13 protein-coding genes and 1 pseudogene are annotated in these 25252 nt (G+C 58.9%); 4 read left to right on the forward strand and 10 right to left on the reverse strand.

Features of this window, described 5'->3' with window-relative positions; translation table 11 throughout:
* Positions 1-18: 18 nt before the first annotated feature.
* From ACF6ZU_RS16350 to ACF6ZU_RS16375, 6 genes and pseudogenes are all read right to left on the reverse strand, one after another.
* Positions 19-2802 (reverse strand): RHS repeat-associated core domain-containing protein, encoded by a 2784-nt coding sequence (locus ACF6ZU_RS16350; RefSeq protein ID WP_392885193.1) that lies wholly within the window; start codon positions 2800-2802, stop codon positions 19-21.
* Positions 2799-7283, reverse strand: coding sequence for a SpvB/TcaC N-terminal domain-containing protein (locus ACF6ZU_RS16355; protein ID WP_392885194.1), 4485 nt, complete (start codon positions 7281-7283; stop codon positions 2799-2801). The genes ACF6ZU_RS16350 and ACF6ZU_RS16355 overlap by 4 nt, the downstream gene beginning before the upstream one ends.
* Positions 7280-11827, reverse strand: coding sequence for a neuraminidase-like domain-containing protein (locus tag ACF6ZU_RS16360; RefSeq protein WP_392885195.1), 4548 nt, complete (start codon positions 11825-11827; stop codon positions 7280-7282). The genes ACF6ZU_RS16355 and ACF6ZU_RS16360 overlap by 4 nt, the downstream gene beginning before the upstream one ends.
* Positions 11828-11860: 33 nt before the next feature.
* Entirely contained in the window at positions 11861-14401 is a 2541-nt protein-coding gene (locus ACF6ZU_RS16365) for a Tc toxin subunit A (protein ID WP_392885196.1), read from the reverse strand.
* Positions 14402-14648: 247 nt separating this feature from the next.
* Positions 14649-15512: a methyl-accepting chemotaxis protein gene (locus ACF6ZU_RS16370; RefSeq protein ID WP_392893835.1), complete on the reverse strand. Its 864-nt coding sequence runs from the start codon at positions 15510-15512 to the stop codon at positions 14649-14651.
* Between the two features lie 42 nt (positions 15513-15554).
* Positions 15555-16784 (reverse strand): annotated as a pseudogene (locus tag ACF6ZU_RS16375) (methyl-accepting chemotaxis protein); the annotation flags it as partial.
* A 137-nt stretch (positions 16785-16921) separates the two neighbouring features.
* On the opposite strand from ACF6ZU_RS16375, the gene ACF6ZU_RS16380 reads away from it, so the two are divergent.
* Positions 16922-17596, forward strand: a complete 675-nt coding sequence (locus ACF6ZU_RS16380) for a histidine phosphatase family protein (protein WP_392885197.1) — start codon at positions 16922-16924, stop codon at positions 17594-17596.
* 4 nt (positions 17597-17600) lie between these two features.
* A complete protein-coding gene (locus ACF6ZU_RS16385) occupies positions 17601-18434 on the forward strand; it encodes a phosphatase PAP2 family protein (RefSeq protein WP_392893836.1) in 834 nt (277 codons plus the stop codon).
* Between the two features lie 180 nt (positions 18435-18614).
* Here the strand turns inward: ACF6ZU_RS16385 and ACF6ZU_RS16390 are convergent, their stop codons facing one another.
* Complete coding sequence (locus ACF6ZU_RS16390; RefSeq protein ID WP_392885198.1) at positions 18615-20054, reverse strand: ArnT family glycosyltransferase; 1440 nt, start codon at positions 20052-20054, stop codon at positions 18615-18617.
* A gap of 469 nt (positions 20055-20523) precedes the next feature.
* On the opposite strand from ACF6ZU_RS16390, the gene ACF6ZU_RS16395 reads away from it, so the two are divergent.
* On the forward strand, positions 20524-20769 hold the full coding sequence (locus tag ACF6ZU_RS16395) for a plasmid stabilization protein (RefSeq protein WP_392885199.1): 246 nt from the start codon (positions 20524-20526) through the stop codon (positions 20767-20769).
* A complete protein-coding gene (locus tag ACF6ZU_RS16400) occupies positions 20766-21185 on the forward strand; it encodes a type II toxin-antitoxin system VapC family toxin (protein ID WP_392885200.1) in 420 nt (139 codons plus the stop codon). The genes ACF6ZU_RS16395 and ACF6ZU_RS16400 overlap by 4 nt, the downstream gene beginning before the upstream one ends.
* A gap of 62 nt (positions 21186-21247) precedes the next feature.
* Here the strand turns inward: ACF6ZU_RS16400 and ACF6ZU_RS16405 are convergent, their stop codons facing one another.
* The 3 genes from ACF6ZU_RS16405 to ACF6ZU_RS16415 form a co-directional block, all read right to left on the reverse strand.
* Positions 21248-23587: a TonB-dependent siderophore receptor gene (locus tag ACF6ZU_RS16405; RefSeq protein WP_392893837.1), complete on the reverse strand. Its 2340-nt coding sequence runs from the start codon at positions 23585-23587 to the stop codon at positions 21248-21250.
* A gap of 174 nt (positions 23588-23761) precedes the next feature.
* Complete coding sequence (locus tag ACF6ZU_RS16410; RefSeq protein ID WP_392885201.1) at positions 23762-24724, reverse strand: FecR domain-containing protein; 963 nt, start codon at positions 24722-24724, stop codon at positions 23762-23764.
* Positions 24721-25242: a sigma-70 family RNA polymerase sigma factor gene (locus ACF6ZU_RS16415; RefSeq protein ID WP_392885202.1), complete on the reverse strand. Its 522-nt coding sequence runs from the start codon at positions 25240-25242 to the stop codon at positions 24721-24723. The genes ACF6ZU_RS16410 and ACF6ZU_RS16415 overlap by 4 nt, the downstream gene beginning before the upstream one ends.
* Positions 25243-25252: the final 10 nt, after the last annotated feature.

Consider the following 25252-nt stretch of genomic DNA (forward strand, 5'->3'; position numbering starts at 1 on the left):
TTCAGTCATGCCCGGCAGTCATTGCCGCGTGCCATTTATTTGCTGTATGTGAGCATTGTACCCGGCGTAATCTTTGCGATTACGCCGGGTCCAGATCTGGGTCGTTTCGGGAATGATTCCGCTGCAATTGAAGCAGGCAATAAATGGTTTAACGGCGTCGTCACCAAATAGTTTGCTAGTGGATACAGTTGCTTCCGATAGCATTCTCTCCGCTTTGTCCGGGTAAAGAGCAACGATGGTGTTCAGTAGCCGGACCTCACCATGAGCCCCCGGTCCCCCGGCTCGTTTGGGAATGATCCCGTTACTTTCTTCGATATGCTTTTCAATTGAGTCTCGGGTCCACTGCTGAAGCTCATGCACGTTGGCGGCTGTTCTGTTTATCGTTGGGGATTGCTCCCGCAAACTCAGACTTACATTGATCCTGTGGACCGGATCGTCTTTTGCGGCGCTGTATCGGTTGGCTAAATCTGTCATGTACTCAGCTGTATTGCCGATTTTGTAGCTTCCGAAGTTCAAGTAGAAGTCAGGGCTTTGGGCGGTGCCTGCATAGTCGTGATCTACTCCTTGATAGCCTGTTGGGCCAGACCTGGGGCCGTTGAGGTTGTAGAACCCGGAGGCCCTCCCGATGACCTTGTCCTCTTCCCAAAAGTTGGCGTAAGAGTGAACAACCAGTTCCTTTAGCCTGTTTTTGCTGAGCCCATTTGCGGGATTGTCTCCATAGGCCCCTGCGGCGAGTCTGTTCCGGTTCCTTGATATGCTGGCCGCGGCCGAGGTTTGTACGATTTCCAGCGCCCATGGATCCGGTTCCAACACATGATCGAAAGTGACCGCCTCAACTTTCCCCAACCCTTGGTGATCGAAAAAACTCACCGGGTTGTTCCCCACCATGGCATACAGATTCAATCCATCCACCGGCCCCGCCGGATCCGGGCTGACCCAGCGTTGCAACCACGGCGCGTAATACCGTTGCCCGTAGCAATACAGCCCGCTGGTATCACGCTCCTTGCCGGAGTACCGGACAGTTCGATAGTCGGCTTCTACCTCCGAGCGTGAGGCCGACCAGGCCGTTCCTCCGTAGGGCAGATAACTTTCCTGACTGATCAGCCACGCCTGATCGTCCAGTTCCAGTGAGCTGGAACCCAGGTGGTCGTCCAGGCTGTAGCGCAATTGATTACCCGCGATACCGGCGGGCCGACCTTCGGTCCAGTGCAGGTAACGCACGCTGCAGCGACCGGCCTGCAGGGTAATGACTTCCAGGCGTTCGTTATGGCGGGTGCGGATTTCGAGTCCGGGCAAGTAGCGCGTTTCCCGGGTATGGGTCACGGAGGCGGCATAGGTCGTTTGCACCTTGCGCACACGTTGGCCGCTGCTGTCGTAGCTGTAGCGCTCGACGTCATTACGCCCGTCGTCACGGGGGATCAACAGGACACTGGCCAGTTGATTGCGGGCATTCCATTCCAGCGTCTGCCCGGGGTTCAAGGCTTGTTGGTTACCGTTGGCATCGAACGTTGCAGTTGAAGGGCGCGAGGAATCTCCCTTGTTCCACGACTGCAGACGATTGCTGGCGTTGGCCACGCTGAAGGTCCGGGTATAGTTGTTGCGGTCGCGAACATGGCGCAGTTCGGTCAGGTTGCCGCCGAGGTCGTACGCGTAGTGCTCGGTAAAGTTGAAGAGTTGACGGGCGTCAATCGGTGTCCTGCTGGAGAGTGGCTGGCTAATCCGTGTCTGCGCCTCTCGCCCGGTCGCGCGGGTCAGTTGGTAGAGGCTGTCGTAGGTAAACGTGCTGACCGCGTCGACCCGCTGGTTACTCCCGAATTGCACGGGCTGGGCCTTGTCCTCGATGCGCGTCACATTGCCCACGGCGTCATAGGTGTAGAGCAAATCCTGCAGGGCGCTGCCCGACACGGACGCCTGGAGTGAGGTCAATCGACCACGGGCGGGATCGTACCCGGCACGGCTGACCACACCGTTGCCGGCCGTCTGAGATTCGATCTGGCCAAACGCGTTGTAGTGAAGGTCCTTGAGGATCACCTGTTCAGTGGCCGAGCCCTTGACGAGCAGGCCGATGGTCTTGAGTTGGCCGGCACGATCAAACGAGAAACGCCGTTGGTGCTGACCGGCATCGACTTGTCGGATTGTTGCGCCCAGTGCGTCGTAGTCCCAGTTCGTTTCGTGGCCATCCCCCGTTTCAAGCAGCGCATCGCGATCCTTTTTATCGTCCGGCCAGTCTGGCTGTTGCGTATCGTTGAGGTAGTGCCGGGTCTGGCGAGCGGGCTTGCCGCAGAGTGCGTATTCAGGGGTGAGCAAAGTGCCGGCGGCGTCATCGTGGCGGGTCAACGCGCCGCACAGGTTGTGTCTGGCAGACTCGCTGGAACTGTCGCCATAGCCGAGGCGTTCAATCACCCGCAGCGTTTCATCGCCCGTTTGTTCCCGGATGACGGTCGGCCGCAGTTGGTCGTCGTAGGTGGTTTGCCAGTGGCTGCCACGCTGATCCCAACTGCGCAGTCTCTGTCCGGCGTCGCCATGCAGGTCCAGGCGCCAGCCGGCGTCGACACTGTCGACCCGCAGCGCTTTGCCGGACAGGCTATGGATCGTCCTCAGGTTGGCATCCTGCACGCTGGCAAACAGACGAGGATCCCACTGCGCCACCTGGCGTCCGGCAACGTCATGCTGCTGACGGGTGATTCGCAACTGTGGATTGTCCTCGGCGTTGTCGCGCCAGTATGCGATCTGCCGCACGGGCAGACCGCGGCTGTCGAAGGCCTGGATGGCCGGGGTCTTGCGGTGAAGACGGGCGCTCATGCCTCACCTCCCGTCGTCGAGGACGATTCGGACATCACTTCTTCGAGCGTATCGTTCTCGTCCTCCTCCACCGTGTACCAGGGGTGACGGGTTTGCCGGCGCAGATAGGAATGCCCATCGTGTTTGGCGAGGCGGGTGCGCACAGGACGACCCAGCGCATCGTAGAACTGCAGGTCGCAATGGCCGTGCGTGCGCAAGGACGCGTCGTTGATGTAGCGATGCTGATCGGCGAAGTAAGGGCGGTACAGGCGTATCGCCAGACCCTTGTTGTTGTATTCAACCCGTTCGCTGATACGCCAGCGAATGGCTGCGATCTGCTCCCGTGGTTTTGCGTCCTTGAGCTCCAGTTCTCCCTGGGTGTTGACGATGCAGGCGGTCCCTGGCTCAACCCGTTGCTTGCTTTGCAGGGTCCTTCCAAAGCCATCGAAACAGGTTATGGCGATGTGGATCTGTTGCTGGTCATCTTCGGGGTAACGATCGGCGACGAGGATGGCGGTGTGCACTGGCTCACGCCGTGACGTGTCGATTTCGGTTTTCAATCTGGCTTCGTCGGCGGGCAGCGACTCAAGATCCGCCAGCCGCTTTCGGCCCTGGGCGCGAATGAATCCTCCGGGCAACAAGTCCCCCTTGGTGACACACCTTGCCAGCCATTCAGTGTCCTTCAACGCCGTTTGCGAAAGGCTCCCCATCCAGCTGAACGGCGCACTGAATGTAGCGCTGGCGGCGCTCTGGAGTGCTTTTTTAGTGTCGTCAATGGCGTCGCCCGGGCTGGTGAGCAGTGAGCGTTTGTACTCGTCTATCGGCTTGAAACCCTGGGGCTTATCACCTTCACGGCCATGAAAACTGCTGGCGATCAACTGGCCGAAAGGGTCGTAGAGGCCTTCTTCGATGTTCCCGTTCGGATCGGTAATGCGCAGGGGGACAAGTGAGTGATAGTCGTGGGTGGCGTGTGTGGTGCAGCCATCGGGAAGTTTGAAGCCGGTGATGTGGCAGTGGTATTTGTCGTGGCTGATTTCGATCACACCCTGGCTTTTGCTCGGCTGCAGGGTTTGTGTTCTGTAGAAGCCGCTCAAGTTCGCGTAGGTCGCGAAGCCGCTTTTGATCGACCAGAGCCTGCGCGCAGGCATGGGCTCGGGCAGAAACCCGGTCATGCGGTGATAGCCGATTCGCTCCAGCAGTTTTCCTTTGGGACGGGCTTCTTGTCCCAACACGTCGAAGGCTTTCAATGCGGTGTCGTCCAGCTCGGCGGTTTCCAGATGGTCGGCCAGGGCTTCAAAGTGAGCGACGCCGTCCGCCAGAGTCTCAGTGGTTGATGTGTGCTTGTAGCGTTGCACGGACATAGCGGTCAGGACGCTCCCGGTTGCCCATTGCGGCTCCTTGACGAGCGCGATGAGCTTTTCGAACGAGAGTTCCTTGCTCTTCAGTCCTCCGATTTCGGGTGCCTTGGGCCTTTTGAACGCATTGCTGCGCAGCCGATAGGGCAGCCCCAGTCGCCAGGCCTGAGGCGTGTCCAGGTGAATGAATTCGGCGCGGGTTTCGTTGAGGTAATGGAACTGTTGCGCGGGATCATGCGCATCGCGCCACCATTGTTGCTCGTCGGGATCGCTGAACGGTGGGATGTCGCTGGTGGTTGTGCGGCGGGCGTAATGGGCCGTGACGCTGTGGGTCAATGCGCCGAACCTGTCGTGCTGCAGGTTGAAGGTGTGCAGGCATTGCGGATCATCGGCGATGCCTTCGTATTGATAATCGAGAGTCTCCAGGCGCATCGGCAACAACCGGGCGTAACCCCGCTTGCCCTCAGGCGTCCGGAGTAAACGGACCTGGTAACGGTGTTCCTGAACCGAATACAGCGTTCTTTTTTTCAGACGCCTGTCGATGCCGAAAACTTCGCTGCGCAACAGATGACCGCTCAAGGCGCGGGCCATTTCGAGGAGGGTCGCGGCATTCGCAGAGGTGACGGGAATGTCGTCAGCAGTCTCGGGTTGATAGCGAGCCAGCAGCGCTTTGCCCAGCGGCACGGCGGCTGTATCTGCGCGACTGTAACCGGTGCGGGGCAGGTCCACGTATTGACCGGTGTGGAACCAGCTTTTTTTCAGGCACGGTGTCGTAAAACCCTGCGAGTCGGCACTGTCGGGATGGGCTTCGCTGTCGGTCTGCTGCAACAGGCCGAAGCCGCGAAACTCCCGCTCGATGCCGTCGTAGAAGCCTTGGCGCCAGGAAAATCCCTGGGTCAGGCGATTGCCGGTAATTTCGTCCTGCTGCGTTAGTTTCGAGACCAGATGCAGGGCGAGTGGCACATGGCAAGTCACGGGCCTGCCGGACTTGATCCGTTCCGCTTTTTCATCCAGCCATTCCTGCGCCGAACTGCGGTAATGCAGGCTGCTGGCGGCGCCCAAGTTGTTGTTGGTTGCGGTGAGCAAATACGGTTTTGCGCTGACAAAGTCGTAGCGCCAATGTCGGGCAGTCATGTGAGGCACGCTCAGCACCAGGCTGGAACATCCGAGGCCTTGCAGGTCGGCGATAGTCACCTGACATAACCGGTCGTAGCGAACGCCTTTCGGCCACGGCAGGGAAACGGCAGAAGCGAATCCGCTGCCGCTGAGGTTCATGAAAATCAGCGCCTGATCCGCTTGCAAATAGATCAAATCGGCAGCGCCGGAGCCGTCCAGATCCGCCAGGCGAATACGCGCGGCATCGAACGTTCCATACGCAAGCCCCGGTGATCCCAGCACGATCCCTTTGCCAAAACGTCCACGACCGAGGTTTGGCCAGCACTTCACTTCATCGTGACGAATGCGCACCAAGTGCTGTTGACCGGTGCCGAGGATGTCGCTGAAAGCCACCAGCTCGCTGGAAGATGAGGTGAGTTGAGGCAGGGCGTCTTCATCCTCTTTGCGAGCCACTTCACGGGCGGCCGAGAAACCCTGCTCCCGTTGATTGGCGTACAGACGAACACTGCGCGGACCGATCAAGGCGAGGTCGCCGAGGCCTTCGCCCATCAAGTCCGCCAGCGTCCCATGAGGGTGAAAAAACTCCGAAGGGGCGGCGCTGAAGGTGGCGAAGGTCGACCAGTCGCGGTTCGGTCCCAACGAGAAAAAGCCACTCAACCCCGGCTGCGCGATGACCCAGTCCAGGCGGCCATCGCCCGTGAGGTCGCTCAGGGTTTGACGCATGGGTTTTGCCTCATCGGCAATGGGGATTTCCGGCAGTGCTTGCCACGGGCCGTAAGTCACTTCATCGCTGTTGCTTCTGGCGCGCAGGGGTTCACGGTAATGCCAGCCGGCGTCGTCCTGATAAAGCACCCCCGGCAGGCCTTCTCCATACAGGTCTACCAGTTGATAACCGCGGCCATCGTTGAGACCGGGCATGTCCTGAAGGGGTTGCCAGGAACCGGCATCAGGCGAGAGCTTGAATTCGCTGTAACTGAACTCGACGGGAGGACGATTTTCGGCGGCGCCTGCCCTGCCGAAGGCCTGCTCATGGGCCGCATTCAAATGCTGATAGCCCAGAGAAGTCTGACGGTATTCGAGCAGCAGGCGACGGACCAGAACGGGGTCGGCACCCAACTCGTCGGGAAAACGGTGGAACATCAGTACCTGATGGCACAGGCGTTCGGTGCGTAATTCGAAACCGTAGGCCAAGCTGGAAAACCCGTCGCTCCGTGTCTGCCACTGTTGCCCGTCGTAGGCTGGTTTCTGGTCGTACCCGGTACTGCGTTCGCCGTAGTCGAACACCAGTTCGAAATGCCATTGCACCGTCTTCAGTCGGTCGGCTGACCATGAATAAAGCAGGGCATCGGCCTTGAAGTTGCCGTAACTCACACGGCTCGGATAACGCTGGGCTGCGTCTGCCTTGTACTGGTAAAGAATGTGTTCGCCGTGGGCATTCAGACTCTCCTCCAGCAGCCATTCACCGACATGATTCGCCTCAAGCGAATCGGCACGGCGCGACGCCGGACTCTTTCCATACAGGTGCAGGCTGCCGTCGGCCCCGTGCACCAGCCAGAAGCCCGGTTTGTCACTTTCGCAAGACCAGTGTTCAATTCGGTCGAAGCTGCGTTCCACTCGCGGGAAGTAACGGACGACGGTGAAAGTCGTTTCAAGCGCCAGGTCGTTGTAGTGCGTGATAGTGGTCGCGGCGAAAGCCCCTTTCGCGTCGCGCTCGGGCAGCCACACAACGCCCCCGGGTCCGACAATTTCGTCATCCTCGTCATAGGCCGGGACACCTTTGCTGGTACGTCTCGCAACGACGGGCAACGACAGTCCCCAGCCAATCCCGAACACACTGTTGCCGACCGAGCTGCCATAACCCAGCGACAGCGAGGGTGCAAAGCCGCGCCCCGGTGAAATCGGCAACGCCAGCTCATAGGACGCCACACCGTGGGCGCCGATGGCTCCCCAGCCTTTGCCAATGCTTTGAATGGCCCCGCCCCCTTTGGGCAATGACGGCGCGTTGACGGGCAATGCGTTTTGTTCACTCATTGCGCACCTCCCACCCTGGCCGTGTAGCTCACGTGCACGATAATGTCGGTCAGTGATTCGAGCATCACTTTCTGCGCTTCGGGGTTCGGGAAGGTCAGGCGCCATGCGGAGACGGCGCCGGTATATTCGAAAGGCAGGTAACGCTCATCGTTGAAGTTGAGGGTGAACAGGCCGTTGTCATCGATACCTGTGGAAAGGGCAACCTGCTGGCTGGCGCGTTTGCTCTCCATGGTTGGCGCCTTGTCGCCGGGAGCCATGAACACTCTGCTGGCGGTCTGGGTCAGTGTTGCGCGAATGTTTTCGTAGGGGCCGAGCAAGGCCGGCAAGGACACACTGATGGTCTTGATGCGCCGCAGGTAATGGTTCTGGTCCTTGTAATCGTCCTCGAACATGGCGTGGGTCAGTTCGAAATCGCAGGTGCCTTTTGTCAGGCCCGCTTGAATATCCGTCCATGTCTTGTTGACCGAGCTGTCCTTTTCCTTGAGCTGACGCAGCGACACTGTCTTGCGAATTTCCAGCTCTCGCTCGTTGCGCTGCAGATACTCGGACTGCATTTTCAGCAGGCTCAATTTCAACTGTTCTCCAGCACCCAGGCCCCGATACGTTGTGCTCCAGGCGCCGGGTCGAATAAAGCGCGTGGTGAAATCGGCGCGCTCGTATTGCCAGCAGGCTTCGGCGGCCAGGCACAGGGCCAATACAGCGTCATAAGCCTGGTAGTAGAGGGTGGAAAACTGGCTGTTGAGCCATTGGTACAACTGCGCTTTGGTAAACCTTTTACTGAGGAAATCGTAGGTGGCCCGGGTCTGGCTCAGGGTTGTTTCGGCCAGGCGTAACTGCAGGCGAGTGGCGGTTTCCTGCTCGGTGAAATGGGCGAGTTGCGCCTCGATCTGTGCCAGTTCCAGTTGTGCCTGATCACGACTCAGGGTCCATTCCTCCCGACGCCGGGCGAATAGCGCCGTACGGTCAATGTTGGCCGCCGCGGTGCGATCCGAAATGGCGCTGCATTGCGCGAGTGCCGTGGCCGAATGCATGGCGCCTTCCCAGCGACTGCCGCCATTGCTGAAACCGAAGATGCTCGGAATCATCATCATGCCGCCCGCCACTACCTGAGCGGCCGATGCCTTGAGTTCCGCGGAGCCGCTGCTCAAATACAGCTGGCTGGCCTGCGCCTCGGCTTCGCTGACGTCTTTTTCCAGCAATTGCCGGTAGTGATTGCCCCGTCCTTGGGCGATGGCCTTGCTGGCCAGCAGCGCCTGACGATTTTGATGGTCAATCCGCAGTGCCTGGGTTTGCAGGTCGACGGACATTTTCGCCAGTTGCCAAACCTGCTGTTGTTGCAGTTCCTGCAGTTGCGCCTGCTCTTTGCGCTCAATCAGCGACAGCAGCGTGGCGCCAAACTGGCAGAGACTTTCCACGGCATTCAGGGCCTGGCTGTAGATGGCCGTAAAGCGGTAAGGCGGGATTTGTGCGCTCGGCAAGCCTGACGCCACATCTCCCGGGTCGCTCTGTGAATGGGTACCGAGCAACGCGCGGGGATCCAGCGGCGCCGCGAACTGCGGCATGTGCAATGGCTTGCCGGTGATGTCGAGGTTTTGCCGCAAGTTGTACAACCGGCCCTCGGCAATGTCCCAGCGTTTGAGCAGCGCCGGGTTGAACGGCAGATGCAGGTGCGGAGTATCGATGGCCGGCACATATTGGCGTGATCCGCCTTTTCGGCCCTGCAATGTGAGGGAGGAACCGGCCAGTGATTTCTCGAATGTGCGCAAGCCTTCACTGGTGGTTTCGCTCAGCGTCTGCAGGCTGACGTCTGACCATTGATCGACCCGTTGAACGACCGGACGTGGCCCTAACAGGTCCAGCGCCCGCGCATACCAGAGCTTGGCCTCGCCTAGGCTGTCGGGCGTCAGCTCGCGGTAAGCGGCATCGCCGCGGTTGATCAGGATGTCGAGGTACAGAAAGTACAGCGCCTTGCGAAAGTGCACCGGATGGCTGAGCGCGATCTGGTGGGGATCCTGAGGCGCCTGTTCGGAGTAGGAGGGAACGTCGGGGCCGGTCAAGGGCTCGGCGCCCCAGTATTCGGACTGGTTGCCGGGGTCGAATACGTACCGGATCCAGCGTTCGGCCTCGTCGTATTGATGCTCCGTGTTCAATCGATGGGCGATCAGCCATGGCAGATAGAGAAACAGCTCGGTGAAGTAACGCCCGTAGGGTCCGTGGAAATCCATCTTGCTGGAGACTTCGCCTGAGAGGGCAGGCTCAGGCAGATGCTGTGTTTCCCGGCTGAATAATTCATCCAGGCTGTTCTCGGTGCGCCGGATCAACTCGGCGGTGAAGGCTGTGTTCAAGCGAATTGACTGGCGAGGCTGTTGGCTGCCGTCGCTGCGCCGGATTTCAGAAGATGAGAAATCAATTGTTTGAACCGTGCCCAGAGGGGTGGTCACGTTGCTAGTGATTTCTGGTGGTTGGCGGGATGTCGCGGAGAGAGGTGATTTCAGCGTTATAGCTTTGAGGGCAGAGAAAACCACGTTCTGTCCTTCGTCAGGACGACTCCACGCCACTCCGTAATAAAAGGTCTCACCCTCTTTACTGATCTCGTCGTTCTGCCAGGTATGCGAAAAATTGTCTTTCAAATGTATTGCACCAAGAGACTGTGCAACAACGGTCAAATTTGAATAGTCAGCGTTGATTTTTTCGTGAGTGTTGCTTTTGCGATAAATGATATGTCGGGCATAGAGGTGGGTACTGTAGAAAACTTTAACTTGGTCGAATGTCCAGCTGTCAAGCCTGTTTCTTATTGAAATGCTGAACGGTTGAGATTTGTCGAGATTGATCAGGTGTCGCAAGGCGGCAGTGGAAATGAACTTGCCGCTTATATCTGCTCCTCTGTTTAGTGTGAAACTCGCAGAAGTGCTTTCGTCTCTGAGCACGTTGATGATGTTCAAATTGCCGCCGAGAGACAGGGCGTTGTTCTGGTCGTAGTTGACACCGGCAGTCAAGGTCAACGTTGAGCCTGGACCAATCTCCACATAGGCCGTTGTTGAGAAATCCAGATCGGGAAGTATTAGAAACAACTCCAGTGCAGGGTTTGATTCTGGAGGCGTATTGAGTATTAAAAGTACGGTGCCTTTGTGTTGGGTCGTCAATTCAAGCGTGAATGATGAGTTGACTTTGTCGTAATTTGATTCGGAACTTATCTGGCTCTGGTGTCCATTGAAATTCCATAGGGTTGTGTCTGTGGAATAAGGTGTGGCGTGTGCCCAATGTATAGATTGGACATGGGTTTTGAATTGAAGCCGGCTTTTTAGTTGGGCGGAGTCTTGGCGTCCGCGGTGAAGGACCTGGATGAGGTTTTTGTGGAACGCGCTTTGGTCGTTTGCAGCTGCATCCTTTGCAGGTTCTGAAATGCCCGGTTTGATGTCGAGGTTTTTATCGATGACTGCCGTTTTTAAAAAGGTGTAGTCGTTTTCGGTAGCGCCTGTCGATCCAGTATTGTCCTTGTGAACACGCAGGGCCACGAACAGTAGGTCGTTTGACTCTTTCTGGTGATGTATGGCGAGGGAATCAATCAATGGCCTGATCGAATTCAGGTCTTTGTCACGAAGTGCTTTATCGTCGCTATAACCTTGCAGGCATGTACGTGGCGTGCTCCAGCTACCGTCCGGTTTTTTGTAACTGAGGTTCAAACGCAGCAAAGGATTGCGCTGGTGCGCTGTGCTATCGCCATGCAGGGAGGACGTGGAGTTGACCGCAGCTGGGTCCTGGCCAATGCACTCTGCCCAGATAATGAATAGACGATTGTTGAACCACACCGGGCGAATCGAGTGCTCGACTGCATCGTTCGGAATGGGGATGTCGGCTTTTTCCCAGTCTGACCAGGCGTACGGTTCGGGTTGATCCCTTTTGGGCGAGGTGGCTTGCGTAGCAGTGTCGTTGAACGGTCGTTGCGCCATGTTCAGCGAACGCCAGAAGTAAGTGTGCTCACTGCGAGATTTGGCGATGAAGTAATAGGTACTGTTGGCAAAGTCATCGCCGTCGATATAGCCATTGAGGATGTTCAGGTTGGCGATTTCTTCGAAGCGGGTCAGGTAGGCCAGCACGGCTGCCTGAACGGCGTCGGGTTGAATCCGGTTCTGGTTGAGGTCGTTTTCCAGTTGCTGGAAGTTGTCGCTTTTGTTCTCTTTCAGGCTGGGGTCCAGATACATCGAGGGAAAGTACATGAGTTTTTGATGGGCGGCCCAGAGGCGGTACTGGTGCATCTCGTTGCGCCATAGCTGCACCTGATCGGGCGTTATGCTTTCGGGGCCATAACCGGGCTCCATGCGCAACAGGATGCGATTGATGTATTGCTGCAGGCTGGCAATGGCACACGCCACTGGTGTGGTGGGCACATCCTGGCTGACCAGCACATCGAGCAGCCAGTATTCATAGAGATCCTCGGCACTCTTGAACTTCGGGTTTTTTGTGGGCGCGACCTTGGCAAGGTAATACGCCAACAGGGCATCGCGCAGGCTTTCATCTAGCTGCTTTTTTATGGCAACGGTCATATTCGATCCTTGAATAATGGAGTGGAGTTGGGGTCAATGACGGACAGTGATCAGGGCTTCTCCAACGGCTTTCCAGTCGGCTGTAGGACTTTTGGTGGTCAGGCTGGTGGCCTTGAGCAGCAGGCTTGCCGACAGCCCCGTGCTTTTGCAGCAGGCTTGGCAGCGCATGATCCAATCCACTTCTTCCATGGTCGCGGCGCTTTTTTGCCCTAGTACCGCGGTCAGGCTGCTGACCTCTTCGGTGTTCCATTTCAGGAGGCTGGCCAGCAGGCCGTTGACCTCTGAAAATGCCGTTGAGTCCTGATTGGCAAGACGCAAGTAATGCAGAAGGTTGTCTTCCGATTGCGTGTGATGGCGCACGCAGTGACTGAAGCGCTCAAGCAAGTAAAGCGTTTGAGGCGTCAGGGTTTCCGGGCTGTTCGAGGCCAGCCATGCCGGATGAGTGATCAGTTGCTCAAGCGTGTTGCTGCTCAACTGCAGTCCGCTGCACGCTTCGATCGCGCGCAGGACTGACGCCAGCGAATGCGGCATTTGTCCGGGAGTGCTGCGCTCGATATCCGAGAACACGGCTGCCGAGGAGGTGCCCCCCATCGCCATCACGGCGGGAACGTAGTCGGCGGACACGTCGGCGATGTCATGCAGAAGTACTTCCACCCGACGCTGTTGCTGTTCGGCAGAAGGGCCGGTCTCACCCTGTAGCGCTTCCAGATGACTCTGCAGCTTCGGGGTGAGCGGTAAGGCGTCCTTGGTCGAATTGAACAAACGACACCATTGCAGCACATCGCGATTGTTTTGCCTGAGCCACTCAACGGCCCATTCCATGGCCATCAAGACGTCGAGTATGTCGGTTGTCGGTGCGTTCGGATCGCTGACTTTGCCTGTCACCAGCAGCTTGCCGAACGCTTCTCCGCCCAGTGTCCGGGCCAGTTCGTTGCATTCGACCGGTGATAAACCGAACATCCGTGCGACGCGGGCCTGGCGATAAAGTGAGGACGTCGTAGGCAAGTCGTGTTTAAGCGAAGAAAGATGTTTCCTGGTCTGTGCCGCGAGCAGCAACAATGAATCCTGGGTGACGGTCAGCCCCAACCCGGCGGCGAGATAGTTGAGGCTGGGCTGCGAGTCGGAGGCTTCGATATCAATGTCTTTTCCTGCGTTTTGCACAAAGGGGCTCGTGAGCAATCCGGTTCGATTGAATACTTGATCGAACAAAGGAGCACGATCACCGCAGGCGGAAGTCGGCATATCGTGCAGTAACGTGGCGAACTCTTCCGGTGTGATGGCGTGACGTTGGTTCAAGTATCGGAACACCCCCAGGACGCGAACAGTATTGCCGTTAAGCAAAAGGGATTCGGTGCCGTCCGAGCGCATGGCGTTGACGATCAGCGTGTCGAGTTCGGCAACGGGAATGCCGGTCCAGCGCTGTAATCGGACCATCCGCAACAGAGCGTCGAAACATTTCACCGGGAAGAATTTGAAGGTCGCGGGGTTGGCCGGTTCCACGATGGTCTTGTTGTAAGCCGGCGCTGCATTGACGTATTCGCAGCCATAAAAACGACGATGAGAACCCGGGCTGTGGATTGAGTTCTTCGGGCGGTGTTTGCCTTGAGCCAGCACCTGATCAATCTGCTCCATTGTCAGCCCGGTGCATTCCTTGAAGCGCTCAACGCTCATTCTTGGATCGTCGGTTTTTGTACCGTAGACCTTTTCCTCTACATCCGGATCAAGCGGCTCTATCAGTATTTTCTGCTGCTCCGGGCTCAGGCCGGATAACAGTTTCTGTGCCTCGATAGCGGTTTGCGAAAGGCTTCCGTATTTCGTCTGTCCGGGCGAGAACGGCATTGTCTGACTGGTCCGGTAATTCAACTCACCCAGCGCAGGTTTGCCTGCTCCCAGTCCAAGCACACATTGCTGGTGATGAAGGTCGTAGGGCAACGAGAGTGGGAAACGCTCGCTGGCCAGTGTTTCATGAACGCTTCCGGTCATTTTCAGGTGCTCCTGAATGTGACTGCTCAAGGTGTCATTGACGATGCTCAACATCGGGCGCGCGGCAAAGATGCTCTGATGATCCAGCATCAGTGTCTTGAGGTCTGGTCGCCGTTTGTCCAGGGTGATTCTGCCCGTTTGCGTGGACGACTTTTCCAGTTGACCGGCAAACATATACAGCGCCCGCAAGTACGCCACCGGGGAGTCGATGGCAGCGATATCACCCTCTGCGCAAAACTGGTCCCAGTTCTCGTTGAACAAGGTTTGGTAGGTAGCGGGTTTTGACGTTGAGTCAGAGTCGGCGCTACGCCGAACGCGTCGATGGGCGTTGTCGGACGATAGCTGATGCTCCTGATACAGACGGCTGATCTGGCGGGCGAAACTCAATGCGTTGTCATGGGCCTGTCCAGCGTCTGCGTCGGTATGTTCAGCGAGTGCGAGGGTGAACTGTGCCTTGGTCATGCGCACGATATCGAGCACGGATTCGACACCCATATGTTGCAGGGCGGCCTTGAAGTCGGTCGCTGCCCCGTGTTCGTTGTCTTGAGAGTTAACGAGCCTGTGCAACAGTGATTCGTTGCTTACGTCCATGTGTGGTCATTCTCCTGTCCGAACGGAATGTTCCTGGTCAGGAAAAACGTACAGGAGTCGGGCAGGGATGGCGGTAGGGCGATGGGGGATCGGGTTGTATGAAAAAGCAATCCGTTACCCGGATTTGTGGTCGTGTGAAGGGAGCGGATGGCTAGAGGCGCTATCGCCAGCAAGCTGGCTCCTACAGGTGTTACGTAATCCTGTAGGAGCGAGACCGGCTTACCGGCGAACGGCTCTGTGACTTGCTTCAGACTCGGAAGTGGCTGACCATTTCCTGCAACTGATTACCCAGTCGCGCCAGCTCAACGCTGGACTTGGCGGTTTCATCGCTGGCGGCAGCGGTCTGTTCGGACACGTCGCGCACGTTGATGATGCTGCGGCTGATCTCTTCGGCCACGGCGCTTTGCTGCTCGGCCGCGGCGGCGATCTGCTGGTTCATCGACTGGATGTTGGACACCGTGCGGGTGATGTTCTCCAGCGATTCGCCGGCCTTGCGGGTCAGGGCCACGCTGCTGTCGGTGAGGACGCGGCTGTTGTTCATCACCGTCGACACTTGTTGCGTGCCGTTCTGCAGACCGGCCACCAGGCCTTCGATTTCCTCGGTGGATTTCTGCGTGCGCTGGGCCAGGCCACGGACTTCGTCGGCTACGACGGCAAAACCACGACCGGCTTCACCGGCACGGGCCGCTTCGATGGCCGCGTTGAGCGCCAGCAGGTTGGTCTGTTCGGCCACGGCCTTGATCACGTCCATGACGCTGCCGATCTTGTCGCTTTCCTGTTGCAGCACGCTCATGGCTTCGGTGGAACGCACCACTTCGCTGGCCAGGCGTTCGATCTGGGCGATGGCTTCGTTGACCACCTTGTCGCCTTCACGGGCTTCACCGTCAGCCGCGGCGGCAGCTTGCGAGGCTTGTTCGGCGTTGCGCGCGACTTCCTGCACGGTAGCGGTCATCTCGTGCATGGCGGTGGCCACCTGATCGGTCTCGATCTTCTGGTTGTTGACACCGGCGCTGGTCTGCTCGGTGACGGCCGACAACTCTTCGGCAGCGCTGGCGATCTGGGTGACGCCGTCGCGAATGCCGCTGATCAAGTCACGCAGGGTCACGCCCATGCGCGCGATGCCTTGTTGCAACACGCCGAGTTCATCGCGGCGGGTCACCTTGACGTCCTGGGACAGGTCGCCGCTGGCAATGCGCTCGACCACGGCCAGGGTATCGCGCAGCGGGCCGGTGATCTGGCGGGTGATAACCACGGCGGCAATCACACCGACGAGCAGCGCCAGCAAGGTGCTGATCAGTTGCAGGGTGCGGGCCTGGGCGCTTTCGGCGTCACGGCGGTCTAGCTGGATCTGATATAGCTGATCGCTGAGGGTCACGATGGCCGCGCCCTGATCAGTCATTTCCTTGCGCGCCTGCACCGCGTCGTTGCTCGCGACCTTGTAGGCCTGCAAGGCGCTGCGGTAGTTGCTCAGCGCTGTTTCCAGCTGACGCAGGGCGTCGAGCTCAGTGTCGGCGAAATGCGCATTGAGTTGCTTCAGGCTGGCGATGGCCGCATCGAGTTGGCCGACAGCTTTCTGTTCGGTCTCGGCGTTAGTAGTCGCGGTGTAGCCGCGCACTTCGTAGCGCGCCAGCAGGAACGCTTCCCGGGCGGCGGTGATGGCCTGGAACTGCTCGAAACGCTGGTCGCTCAATGGCATTTCTTGAACGTGGGTTTTGATGGAATTGATCAGCGTATTGGCGGTTTCCGCGTTGGCGCCCATGGCATCACGCGCGCCATTACCGGTGCGGTAGGCGCCGCGCATTTTGTTCAGGGACGTCTTGTAAGCGTCGATGTACGAGCCTTGCTCCTTGAGCAGCGCGAGGTTTTCCGGGCTCTTGAATTTCACCAGCAGCGCTTGCTGCTGAGCGGCAAACGCATCCAGGGTGGTCTGTACGTTCTGCGCGGCCGTTTCATCGCCGTTGGTCAGCATGTATTGCAGGCGCACCACGCGCAGCTTGGTCAGGCCGGCATTGAGCTGGGTGATGTCGCTCATCCAGTTGCTGCGGTCGATCAGGCTGCCAAGACTGGTCCAGCCGGTCAGGGCGAGGACGCAGGTCAGTGCCAGGACCAGGCCAAATCCCAGGCCCAGTTTCATGTTCACGCTGATGTTGCCAAACCAGCTATTCATCAAATTCCTCCAGGAACGTTGCGCTTTTTGGTCGTCGGTTGGCTGGAAGATTGTTGTTTTTGGTAGCCAAGGGTGTGTAGCAGGACTGTATCGGCAGCAATCGCGAGAGCTGAAAGGTTTTTGTCGGACGACTTTTCCTGTAGGAGCGAGCTTGCTCACGATGGGCGTCAACGATGACGCGTGTTTTCTGAATGAACGCGGTGTTCTTGAGTCCATCGCGAGCAGGCTCGCTCCTCAGGGGCCTTCGTGCGGCTTAAGCTTTTTTTCACATGCGTTTCACCGACCACCAACGCAAGCCTCTCTACCCTCGCGGCATCGAATGTAAGTGATGCATGCCGGTGAGGCGGCCTGATGTGGAATTGAGACTGAGTCTGTTCGGGGTAAAGCGCTCGATTGATCTGAGCCGTTTTGCCCGCTACCGAAATGCCGGGGTGGTCCTCGCGTCGGTACTGTTGGTGATCCCGTTGACCGTGTGGCTGTTGCGGCCTGGCGCCGTGCCGGACCTGGCCCACGGTAACGTCGCTGGCGCCCGGGCCTTGTTATCCGGCTGGGCCAGGGGCGACATGATTGTGCTGGTGCGGCACGTCGAGCGCTGCGATCACTCCAAAGCCGCGTGCCTGAGTGGCAACGACGGCATCACCGATCGCTCCCGCAGCGTTGCCGTGAGTATCGGCGCGCAGTTCGAGCGACTGGGCCTGGAAAAGGCCGATATTTACAACAGCCCGATGATTCGCACAGCGCAGACCGCCAGCTACATGTTCAACAAGGTGGGCGTCGATGAAAACTGGCTGATCAGCTGCAAAGGCACGATGCTGCGCGATGCGTTGGCGCACAAAGTCGCGGGGCGCAATCTGATTCTCGTCACCCACAGCGAATGCATGTCGCAAATCGAGAAAGACCTCAAGGTACCGACTTCAAATCTCGGTTATGGCGCCTCGTTGTTTGTGTCCGCCGAGCCCGCGCAACCCCCGCGCATGCTCGGTTTTATCGAAGCCTCCGACTGGCGCACGGTGACCTCCCATGAATAGATCCATGCGCTTCTACGGCATCAATTTCGGCATTCCGCTTGTCTGCGCGGCCGTGGTCTTTCTGATGTTCGACATGACCAGCATCGACATCGCATTCAGCAATCTTTTTTTTGATCCCGTCACCCAGACCTTTCCGCTCGACCAGGTGCACTTCTTTGAAAAGCTCACCCACAAATGGGCCCGGATCATTCCGAACTGGACGGCCGAAATCGCCTTGATCGGCGCGATGCTGTCGTTTGTCTGGCCGCTGGTCAACTCGCAGAAACGGCCTCGCCTTGGTCGGTTTCTGGAACGAAGCAAAGCCGCTCCGCTGCTGCGATTTGCTCACGGGCATCGTCGAGACTTTCTGTTCGTGGTGTTCGCGTTTGCGATTTGCACCGGGGTGATTCATTTCCTCAAGGCGCACACCAGCGTGTATTGCCCGATTGAAACGACGCTCTACGGCGGAAAAATTGCCCACATCGAATGGTATGAAAACTTCCAGCTGTTCAAGGAGGCCGGCGATGGTCGCTGCTGGCCGGGCGGACATGCGTCGGGCGGTTTCACCATGCTGGCGTTGTACTTCGTGGCCCGTCGTTATCGCTGGCGCTTTTCGAAAGCGCTGATGTACGGCTCGCTGCTGCTGGGTTTCGTCTACGGCACAACTCGGGTCCTGCAGGGCTGGCACTACATGTCCCACACCTTCTGGGCCGGGATCTTTGTATGGCTGACGTGCTTGCTGACAGCGCTGGCGTTTTACGGACGTGCGCGGCTGGACTTGCCGGTGCATCGAGTGGCGTCTTCGCGAACAGGGTCACTCCCACAGGAGATAACCGTCGCACGCGTAATTCCTGAATAGCGCGGAACCCTGTAGGAGCCGGCTTGCTGGCGATTGCGGTGTGTCAGGCGACATCCTTGCCGAGGGTGCGGCCGTCATCGCGAGCAAGCTTGCTCCTACAGTTTGGTGTGGACACGTAATTCGCGAGCAACCCTGAACCCTGTAGGAGTCGGCTTGCCGACGATGAACGATGACGGGGTCTCACTGCCCGACAAAGTAGTAATTCTGGCGCCCGACCCGCATCACCTTCAGAACTTTCAAGGGCGGAGCCGGTTCATCCGCGACAGCCATGACCGCGATATTCGACGGTGATGCGGCGAGGTAAGCATGAAGCTGCGTCTCGTCATCGAGTCCCTTGAGCAGGCGTTGGGTGTAGAACACGCTGGCACCGCCCACCCGCTCATTGGCCTGGAACAGCGCAACGTCATGCCCGCTGTCCTGCATCGCCTGAATCTGCTTCGTCAGTGGCACGAAGGACAACGAGCGATCCGCGTGGGGCAGTGCCCATTGCGCGGCGGCGAGGTAGCCGGCGATCACCATGACCAGCACGCCAACGGCCAGCCCCTGACGATGGCGAGCCATGCGTCCCACCAGATTCGATGCGCCTTCGTACCGCTTCAATCGCTCGAACAGAACCCCCGCATACTCCGCCGCAATCACTGCCGCCGCGGGAGTCATCGACATCAGGTAAACGGTGCGCTTGCTCGACGCCAGCGTCAGCATGACGAACTGCGCCAACACCCACAGCGTAAAGAACAACAGGTAACGATTGGCCGCCAGGCTTTTGCGAAAGTGCCACAGCCCCAGGTACACCAGAATGTTCCAGGGCAAAAAAGCCTGCGGCAGTTTGGCGAGGTAGTAATAGAACGGTTCGTAATGTCCCGCTTCGACAAAGGAGCCGCTGAAGCGCCCGACACTGTTGGTCAACAGCACTTCCGTCACGGCCTGCATACCGCCGCGCTGATACAGCACCGCGAGCCAGACAATCAGCGGCACCAGCCCCAGCAATGTCAGCAGTCCGGGGCGCAACCAGTGTGAAACCTTCAGGCGTTGGTCGAGCAATGATTCGGCCAGCAGGTAGGCGAAGATCACCACGCCTGGCATCGCAAGCCCCAATACGCCTTTGCTCAGCGTCGCGATGGCGATGCCCACAGCAAACAAAGCGCAGTTGCCGACGCTCGCCTGCCGGTGCCCTTGAAAAAACGCCAGCAATGCCATGCTCGCACCGAGGGCGAGCAGCGCATCTTCGCCGACGCCTCGCACGTTGCTCCAGTAACTGGCCATGGTTGCCAGCAGCAGGCCTGCCATCCAGGCAATCGCGGTGGGCCGGCCAAACCGGCGCAGCATTGTGAACAGCAGCATCACGCTGAACAACCCGGCAAACGCCGAGGCCAGCCGCACTGCCCACGGCGTCGCGCCGAACACGCGGATCGCCCCGGCATCCAGCCACAGGCTCAGGGGCGGTTTCTCCAGAAACGCTTCGCCAAACAAACGCGGTGTTACCCAGTCGTTATCCAGGTGCATTTCCATCGCGATCCCGGCAACTCGCGTCTCGGCAGAACCTTGCAACTGGTGATTGCCGAGGGCGAAGAAAAACAGCAACGCTGTCAGCAGAAACAATGAGCAAGCGGGACGCGACATGGCGGCTGTCTATGGAGAGTGGTGTCTCCCAGCATACGGCGTGAATACTTAACGAATCGTGAACGCGGTGGGGATTCGGCAAACACAGAACCTGTAGGAGCCGGCTTGCTGCGGGCGGCGTTCCGTCGATGGATTCAAGTGAACCGCGGTGAACCAGTCCGCACGCGTTACCGTTAAAGACCATCGCCAGCAGGCTGGCTCCTACAGTTGAACTGTGCACACGTTGAAAACGAAGTGCTCTTCACATCAAAAAAAATCCAAAAAAAAGCCCGCGGGAGGGCGGGCAAACCGTAGTTTCTTGAATGAGCGAGCGCACTGTAGCGAGTGTCGGGCCAGGGCGGGGTGAAGAAAAATTCATCTACGTCGACCGCCAGTCGGGTGCATGGAGTGGAAGGAGTTCTAGCTCATTTTTTATGAAACAGGTGTGCTAGCCTCAATCAATGATCTCATTGATTGCAAAGGGGGCGTCATGGCCAGCATCACGATCAGAAACCTGGATGATCAGATCAAAGAACAGTTACGCATTGCGGCTGCCCACAATGGGCATTCCATGGAAGAAGAGGCACGCCTCATACTGGGCAGGGCCTTGGCTACAGTTGACCGTGCTGGCGGGCTCGGAAGCCGTATCCGGAACAGGTTCAGCGTTGATGGGGGGGTTGAGCTCGAACTTCCGTCGCGGCGCGAGAAAGCGACTGCGGTGGATTTCTCTGAATGATCGTGCTCGATACCAACGTTCTCTCGGAGTTCATGCGCGTGGAGCCCGATCCCCGAGTCCTGGCCTGGGTCGATGCGCAACCGGCGATGGAGCTGGCGATCAGCGCGGTCACCGTGGCGGAAATCCTCCACGGCATTGCCCGGCTGTCTTTCGGCAAACGCCAACAGAAACTTGAAGCTCATGCGATGGCAATGTTTGAAGAGGATTTTGCGGGGCGTATCTTGCCTTTTGATGCCCATGCGGCGGTGGAATACGCGACGTTGGTGGCTGGCGCTGAAGCCCATGGTCGCTCGGCATCGATGGCTGATGCGCAAATCGCCGCCATCTGCCGAAGCCATGGTGCTTCGGTCGCCACGCGCAATGTGCGTGATTTCGAGTTTCCCGGGGTTGAGGTGATCAACCCTTGGGATGAGTGAGTAACTGACCGTGGCAGGCGTAGCGCACCTTGCGCCAGGTGCGCGCGCTCATCGTTTCTGCATCAGAAATCGTACTTGAAACTGGTCATGATATTGCGCGGCGCACCGTAGTTGCCCGACAGCGCAGGCGAGCTGTAGTACTCACGATCGAAGACGTTGTTCAGGTTCACCGAAGCCGTCAGGTTGTGGCTGATGTCGTAGCGGGCCAGCAGGTTGGTAATGGCGTAGCTGCTCTGGCTGAAGGTGTGCAGATCGCCGCCGGTTTTGCTTTGCCAGTTGACGCCGCCGCCAACGGTCAGTTTGTCCAGCGGGCCATGCAGGCGATAGCTGGTGAAGGTCTTGACGCTGTGGCGCGGCAGGATGGTGTTAATGCGGGCGTCATCGGCGTCGGTGGTGACCGAGTATGCGTAACCGGCAGACGCCTGCCAGCCTTCGGCCAATTCGCCGTTGAGTTCCAGTTCGACGCCTTTGGACGTCGTGTCCTGTTCGGCGCTGTAGACGTTGTCGTGTTGCCAGATCGCCAGGTTGTCCTGCTGCAGTTTGAACAGTGCCAGGCTGGAATTCAGCTTGCCGTCGAGGTGCGTGCCCTTGAGGCCGATTTCGTAGCCCTTGCCTTCCATCGGGTCGAGCGGCTTGTTGTTTTCGTCGGTGACCCATGACGCTTGCGGGTTGAAGATGCTCGTAAAGCTGGCGTACGCGGACCAGGTTTCATTGAGGTCGTAGACCACGCCGGCGTACGGAATGAACACGCCGTTCTCTTCCCGATTGACCTCGGTTTCCGGGCCGCTGTACGGGCGGTCCGAGGTGTCGCGTTTCCAGTCGATGAGACGGCTGCCGAGGATCAGGCTCAGGTCATCCGTCACGCTGAAACGCGAGGTCAGGTACGCCGCGTATTGGGTTTCGTCGATCGACGATTTGCCGCTCTGGGTGAAGTCGGGTTTGGCGGAGTTGCCGTCCCAGGTGAACAGGTTCTCGATGCTGCCCGCTGCGGAACCGGCATAGTCGTATTGCCAGCCGCCCCAGGTCGGTACGCTCTCTTTGTACTTGGACAGGGTCATGCCGCCGATCAATTCATGCTCGCGCCCGAACAGGCTGAACGGCCCGGTGACGTACAGGTCGAGGTTGTCCTGACGCGGTGTGCCGGAGAAGCGAACCGGCAACTGCGACGTGCCGGTGCCGTCCTTGTTGAGGTCACCCATGACGTAGTTGAAGACTTCGTCGAACTTGTTTTCGGCGTGGGTGAACTCGATCTTTCCGCTCCAGCCGTTGGCGAATTGCTGCTCGATGGAGGTGAAGAAACTGGTTTGCTCATGGTCGTTGTAGGACCAATCGGGGGCACCGTTGATCGAGCGTTTGAGGTCGGTGCGTTCGCCAGTGCTGAAACGCGTTGGCAAGCCGGTGCGCAGCGGCGAATCGACGTCGGTGCGCTGGTAGCTGAAGCCCATCGTCAGCAGGGTGTCTTCGCTCAGGTCGAACTCGGTAATGCCGTAGAGCAATTGCGATTGCTGATTGAAGCGGTCGATCCAGGCGTTCTGGGTCTTGTAGTCGGCGACCAGCCGCCCACGCACATTGCCACTGTCGGTCAGCGGCCCGGACACGTCGAAACCGCTGCCATAACGGTCCCAGTTGCCTGCCTCACCGGTGATGCTGGCTTGGCCTTCGGCAGTGGGGCGTTTGCGGATCAGGTTGATCGTCGCAGAGGGGTTGCCCAGGCCACTGATCAGGCCGGTGGCGCCTCGGACGATTTCGATGCGGTCGTACATCGCCATGCTTTGGGAGTAGTTGTCCAGGCGCGGATTGGTCGGAACGCCGTCGATCTCGTAGTTCTGGATGGTGAAGCCGCGAGAGTAGTAACTGTCGGTCTCTGCACCAACGCCGTCGCGAACGACCGTGATGCCGGGCGTGGCTTCCAGTGCGTCGGTCAGCGTGGTCAGGCGCTGGTCGTCGAGACGCTGGCGGGTCATGACCGTCAGCGATTGCGGGGTTTCTCGCGGGGTGAGGTTCAGGCGAGTCGAGCTGCTGGACGAGTAGGTGGTGTAGAGCCCGGTGCCTTCCGTAGTCGATCCCGGCGCCTTGCCGGAAATCGACACGGCGCCCAATTGCAACGCCTCGCCTGAACTCGCGACCAGCGAATAATTACCGTTGGCGCCGCGATTGGCTTCAAGGCCGGTGCCCGCGAGCAGCATCGCCAAGCCTTGATCCACGTCGTAACGGCCTTTGAGCCCAGACGTTGTCTGGCCTTCGGTCAGCGGGGTGGCGTACGACAGCAGAATATGTGCGCTCTCACCGAAGCGGGTCAGGGCGGGCGCCAATGGTCCCGCGGGAATGTCGAATTCCTGCTGAGCCTGCTCGGCGGCCTGAGCCCAGTTGGGCAACAACATCAGCGGCGCGCTCGCCGTCATGCAGGCGATGCCCTGAACCACGGCGACCGCCAGGTTTTGCTTGAGAGAGAAATGCCAGGCCCGGCCGTTGCGTGCGGTGAAATCCACGAGTTGTTCCCCATTGAATTGAATGTCTGGGGGTTAAGTCTCGTGAGATTCGAAAACGGACCACCCTGTGGCAAAAAAACTTTCGTGCTAGGCGAGGCGTGGTTTCAGCGTGACCCAGTAACGGGTGAATTGCCGGACATCGAGCTGCAGCGTGTCGGCGACGGCGAAGATGATTCGCTCGGTGTTGGCCAGGGGAAATGTGCCCGAAACGCGCAGGTCTGCCAGCGCCGGATCGCACGCCAGATGACCACGGCGATAGCGACCCAGCTCTACGAGGAACTCGTCGAGCGGCTGACCTTGGGCCACCAGCATGCCTTGCGTCCAGGCGGGGGCCGTGAGTGCGATGCCTTGCCGGGACGTTACGCCATGAGCGTCAAACAGAACCTGGTCGCCAGCCCTCAAGGGAATCGAGGTACGGGGCTGCGCCAATGGATTAATCGTCAGGGCGCCGTCATAGACATTGACCTGCGTGATGCCCGCACGCTGGCGGACACTGAATCGCGCCAAGGCTGCGTCGAGAGTGCCTTCGGCGGTTTCCACTGACAGAGAGCGGCCATCGGCGAGCGGGTCGCGGGTGATCAGGATTTCGCCGCGCAACAGTTTGATGCGGCGTGCCTCTCGCTCGAACACCACGTTGACGGCGCTGTCGGTGTTGAGTTGCACCTGTGTGGTGTCGGCGAGCACGAAACGTCGTTGTTCTCCGACCTGGCTGTGGTAGTCGGCGCTGAGGTCTTGCAGGAGTGCCGCATCTTTCAGGCTCCAGGCACCGGCGCCTGCGGCCAGTAGCACACTCAATTGTTTGAGTGCCGCGCGTCGCGACAGCGTCGGCCTGAGTGCGGCATTTGCCAGGGGGCGCTGATTGGGCGAGCGGATGTCGCTCATGCGCCGGGCAAACGTTTCGGCCCGTTGCCATGCGCGTTCATGCAGCGGGTGTGCCTGGCGCCAGTTCATCCACGCCGTCAGTGTTTCCGGGCTGACATCGCGCTCTTGAAGTTCAAGGTGCCAGTGCATGGCCTGCTCGGCGATGTCGGCGGAAATCGGCGGGTTCACAGCGCGTCCAGACTGTCATCGAGCATGATGCACATCGCGCCGGCCTTGACGATGTAGCGCTTGACCGTGGTGATCGAAATGCCGAGCCGCTCAGCGATTTCAGCATGGCTCAGCCCATCCACCTGGGACCACAGAAACGCCTCGCGCACCGGACGTTCCAGGCATTCAAGCGCAGCATCGAGGGCAATCAGGGTTTCCAGCAGAATCGCCTGGGTTTCCAGGCTCGGTGCGGTCAGGTCAGGCATCGCCGCCAATGCTTCAAGGTAGGCGCGCTCAAGTTTCTGCCGACGGTAATGATTGGACAGGACGCTTTGTGCCACTTTCGCCAAAAAAGTACGCGGGGCATGCAGCTCCGGTAGCTGCTCCTTGGCCAGCAGGCGCATGAACGTGTCCTGCGCCAGATCGGCAGCACTCTGCGAACAATTCAGCCGGCGCCGTAGCCAGTTCTGTAGCCAGCCGTGCTGTTGGCGATACAACACGGCCACATCGCAGTAGCTGGTTTCGGTGGATGGAAGCATGAGGGGAGGG

Source organism: Pseudomonas migulae, assembly GCF_043225285.1.
Classification (GTDB): domain Bacteria; phylum Pseudomonadota; class Gammaproteobacteria; order Pseudomonadales; family Pseudomonadaceae; genus Aquipseudomonas; species Aquipseudomonas migulae_C.

What these genes read in the sequence shown, in the direction of transcription:
- ACF6ZU_RS16400 (WP_392885200.1), top strand. Translation starts at nt 20,766, where the DNA reads ATGATCGTGCTCGATACCAACGTTCTCTCGGAGTTCATGCGCGTGGAG.
- ACF6ZU_RS16370 (WP_392893835.1), bottom strand. Translation starts at nt 15,512, where the DNA reads ATGGGCGTGACCCTGCGTGACTTGATCAGCGGCATTCGCGACGGCGTC.
- ACF6ZU_RS16390 (WP_392885198.1), bottom strand. Translation starts at nt 20,054, where the DNA reads ATGTCGCGTCCCGCTTGCTCATTGTTTCTGCTGACAGCGTTGCTGTTT.
- ACF6ZU_RS16405 (WP_392893837.1), bottom strand. Translation starts at nt 23,587, where the DNA reads ATGACGGCGAGCGCGCCGCTGATGTTGTTGCCCAACTGGGCTCAGGCC.
- ACF6ZU_RS16415 (WP_392885202.1), bottom strand. Translation starts at nt 25,242, where the DNA reads ATGCTTCCATCCACCGAAACCAGCTACTGCGATGTGGCCGTGTTGTAT.
- ACF6ZU_RS16355 (WP_392885194.1), bottom strand. Translation starts at nt 7,283, where the DNA reads ATGAGTGAACAAAACGCATTGCCCGTCAACGCGCCGTCATTGCCCAAA.
- ACF6ZU_RS16385 (WP_392893836.1), top strand. Translation starts at nt 17,601, where the DNA reads ATGCGCTTCTACGGCATCAATTTCGGCATTCCGCTTGTCTGCGCGGCC.
- ACF6ZU_RS16395 (WP_392885199.1), top strand. Translation starts at nt 20,524, where the DNA reads ATGGCCAGCATCACGATCAGAAACCTGGATGATCAGATCAAAGAACAG.
- ACF6ZU_RS16365 (WP_392885196.1), bottom strand. Translation starts at nt 14,401, where the DNA reads ATGGACGTAAGCAACGAATCACTGTTGCACAGGCTCGTTAACTCTCAA.
- ACF6ZU_RS16360 (WP_392885195.1), bottom strand. Translation starts at nt 11,827, where the DNA reads ATGACCGTTGCCATAAAAAAGCAGCTAGATGAAAGCCTGCGCGATGCC.
- ACF6ZU_RS16350 (WP_392885193.1), bottom strand. Translation starts at nt 2,802, where the DNA reads ATGAGCGCCCGTCTTCACCGCAAGACCCCGGCCATCCAGGCCTTCGAC.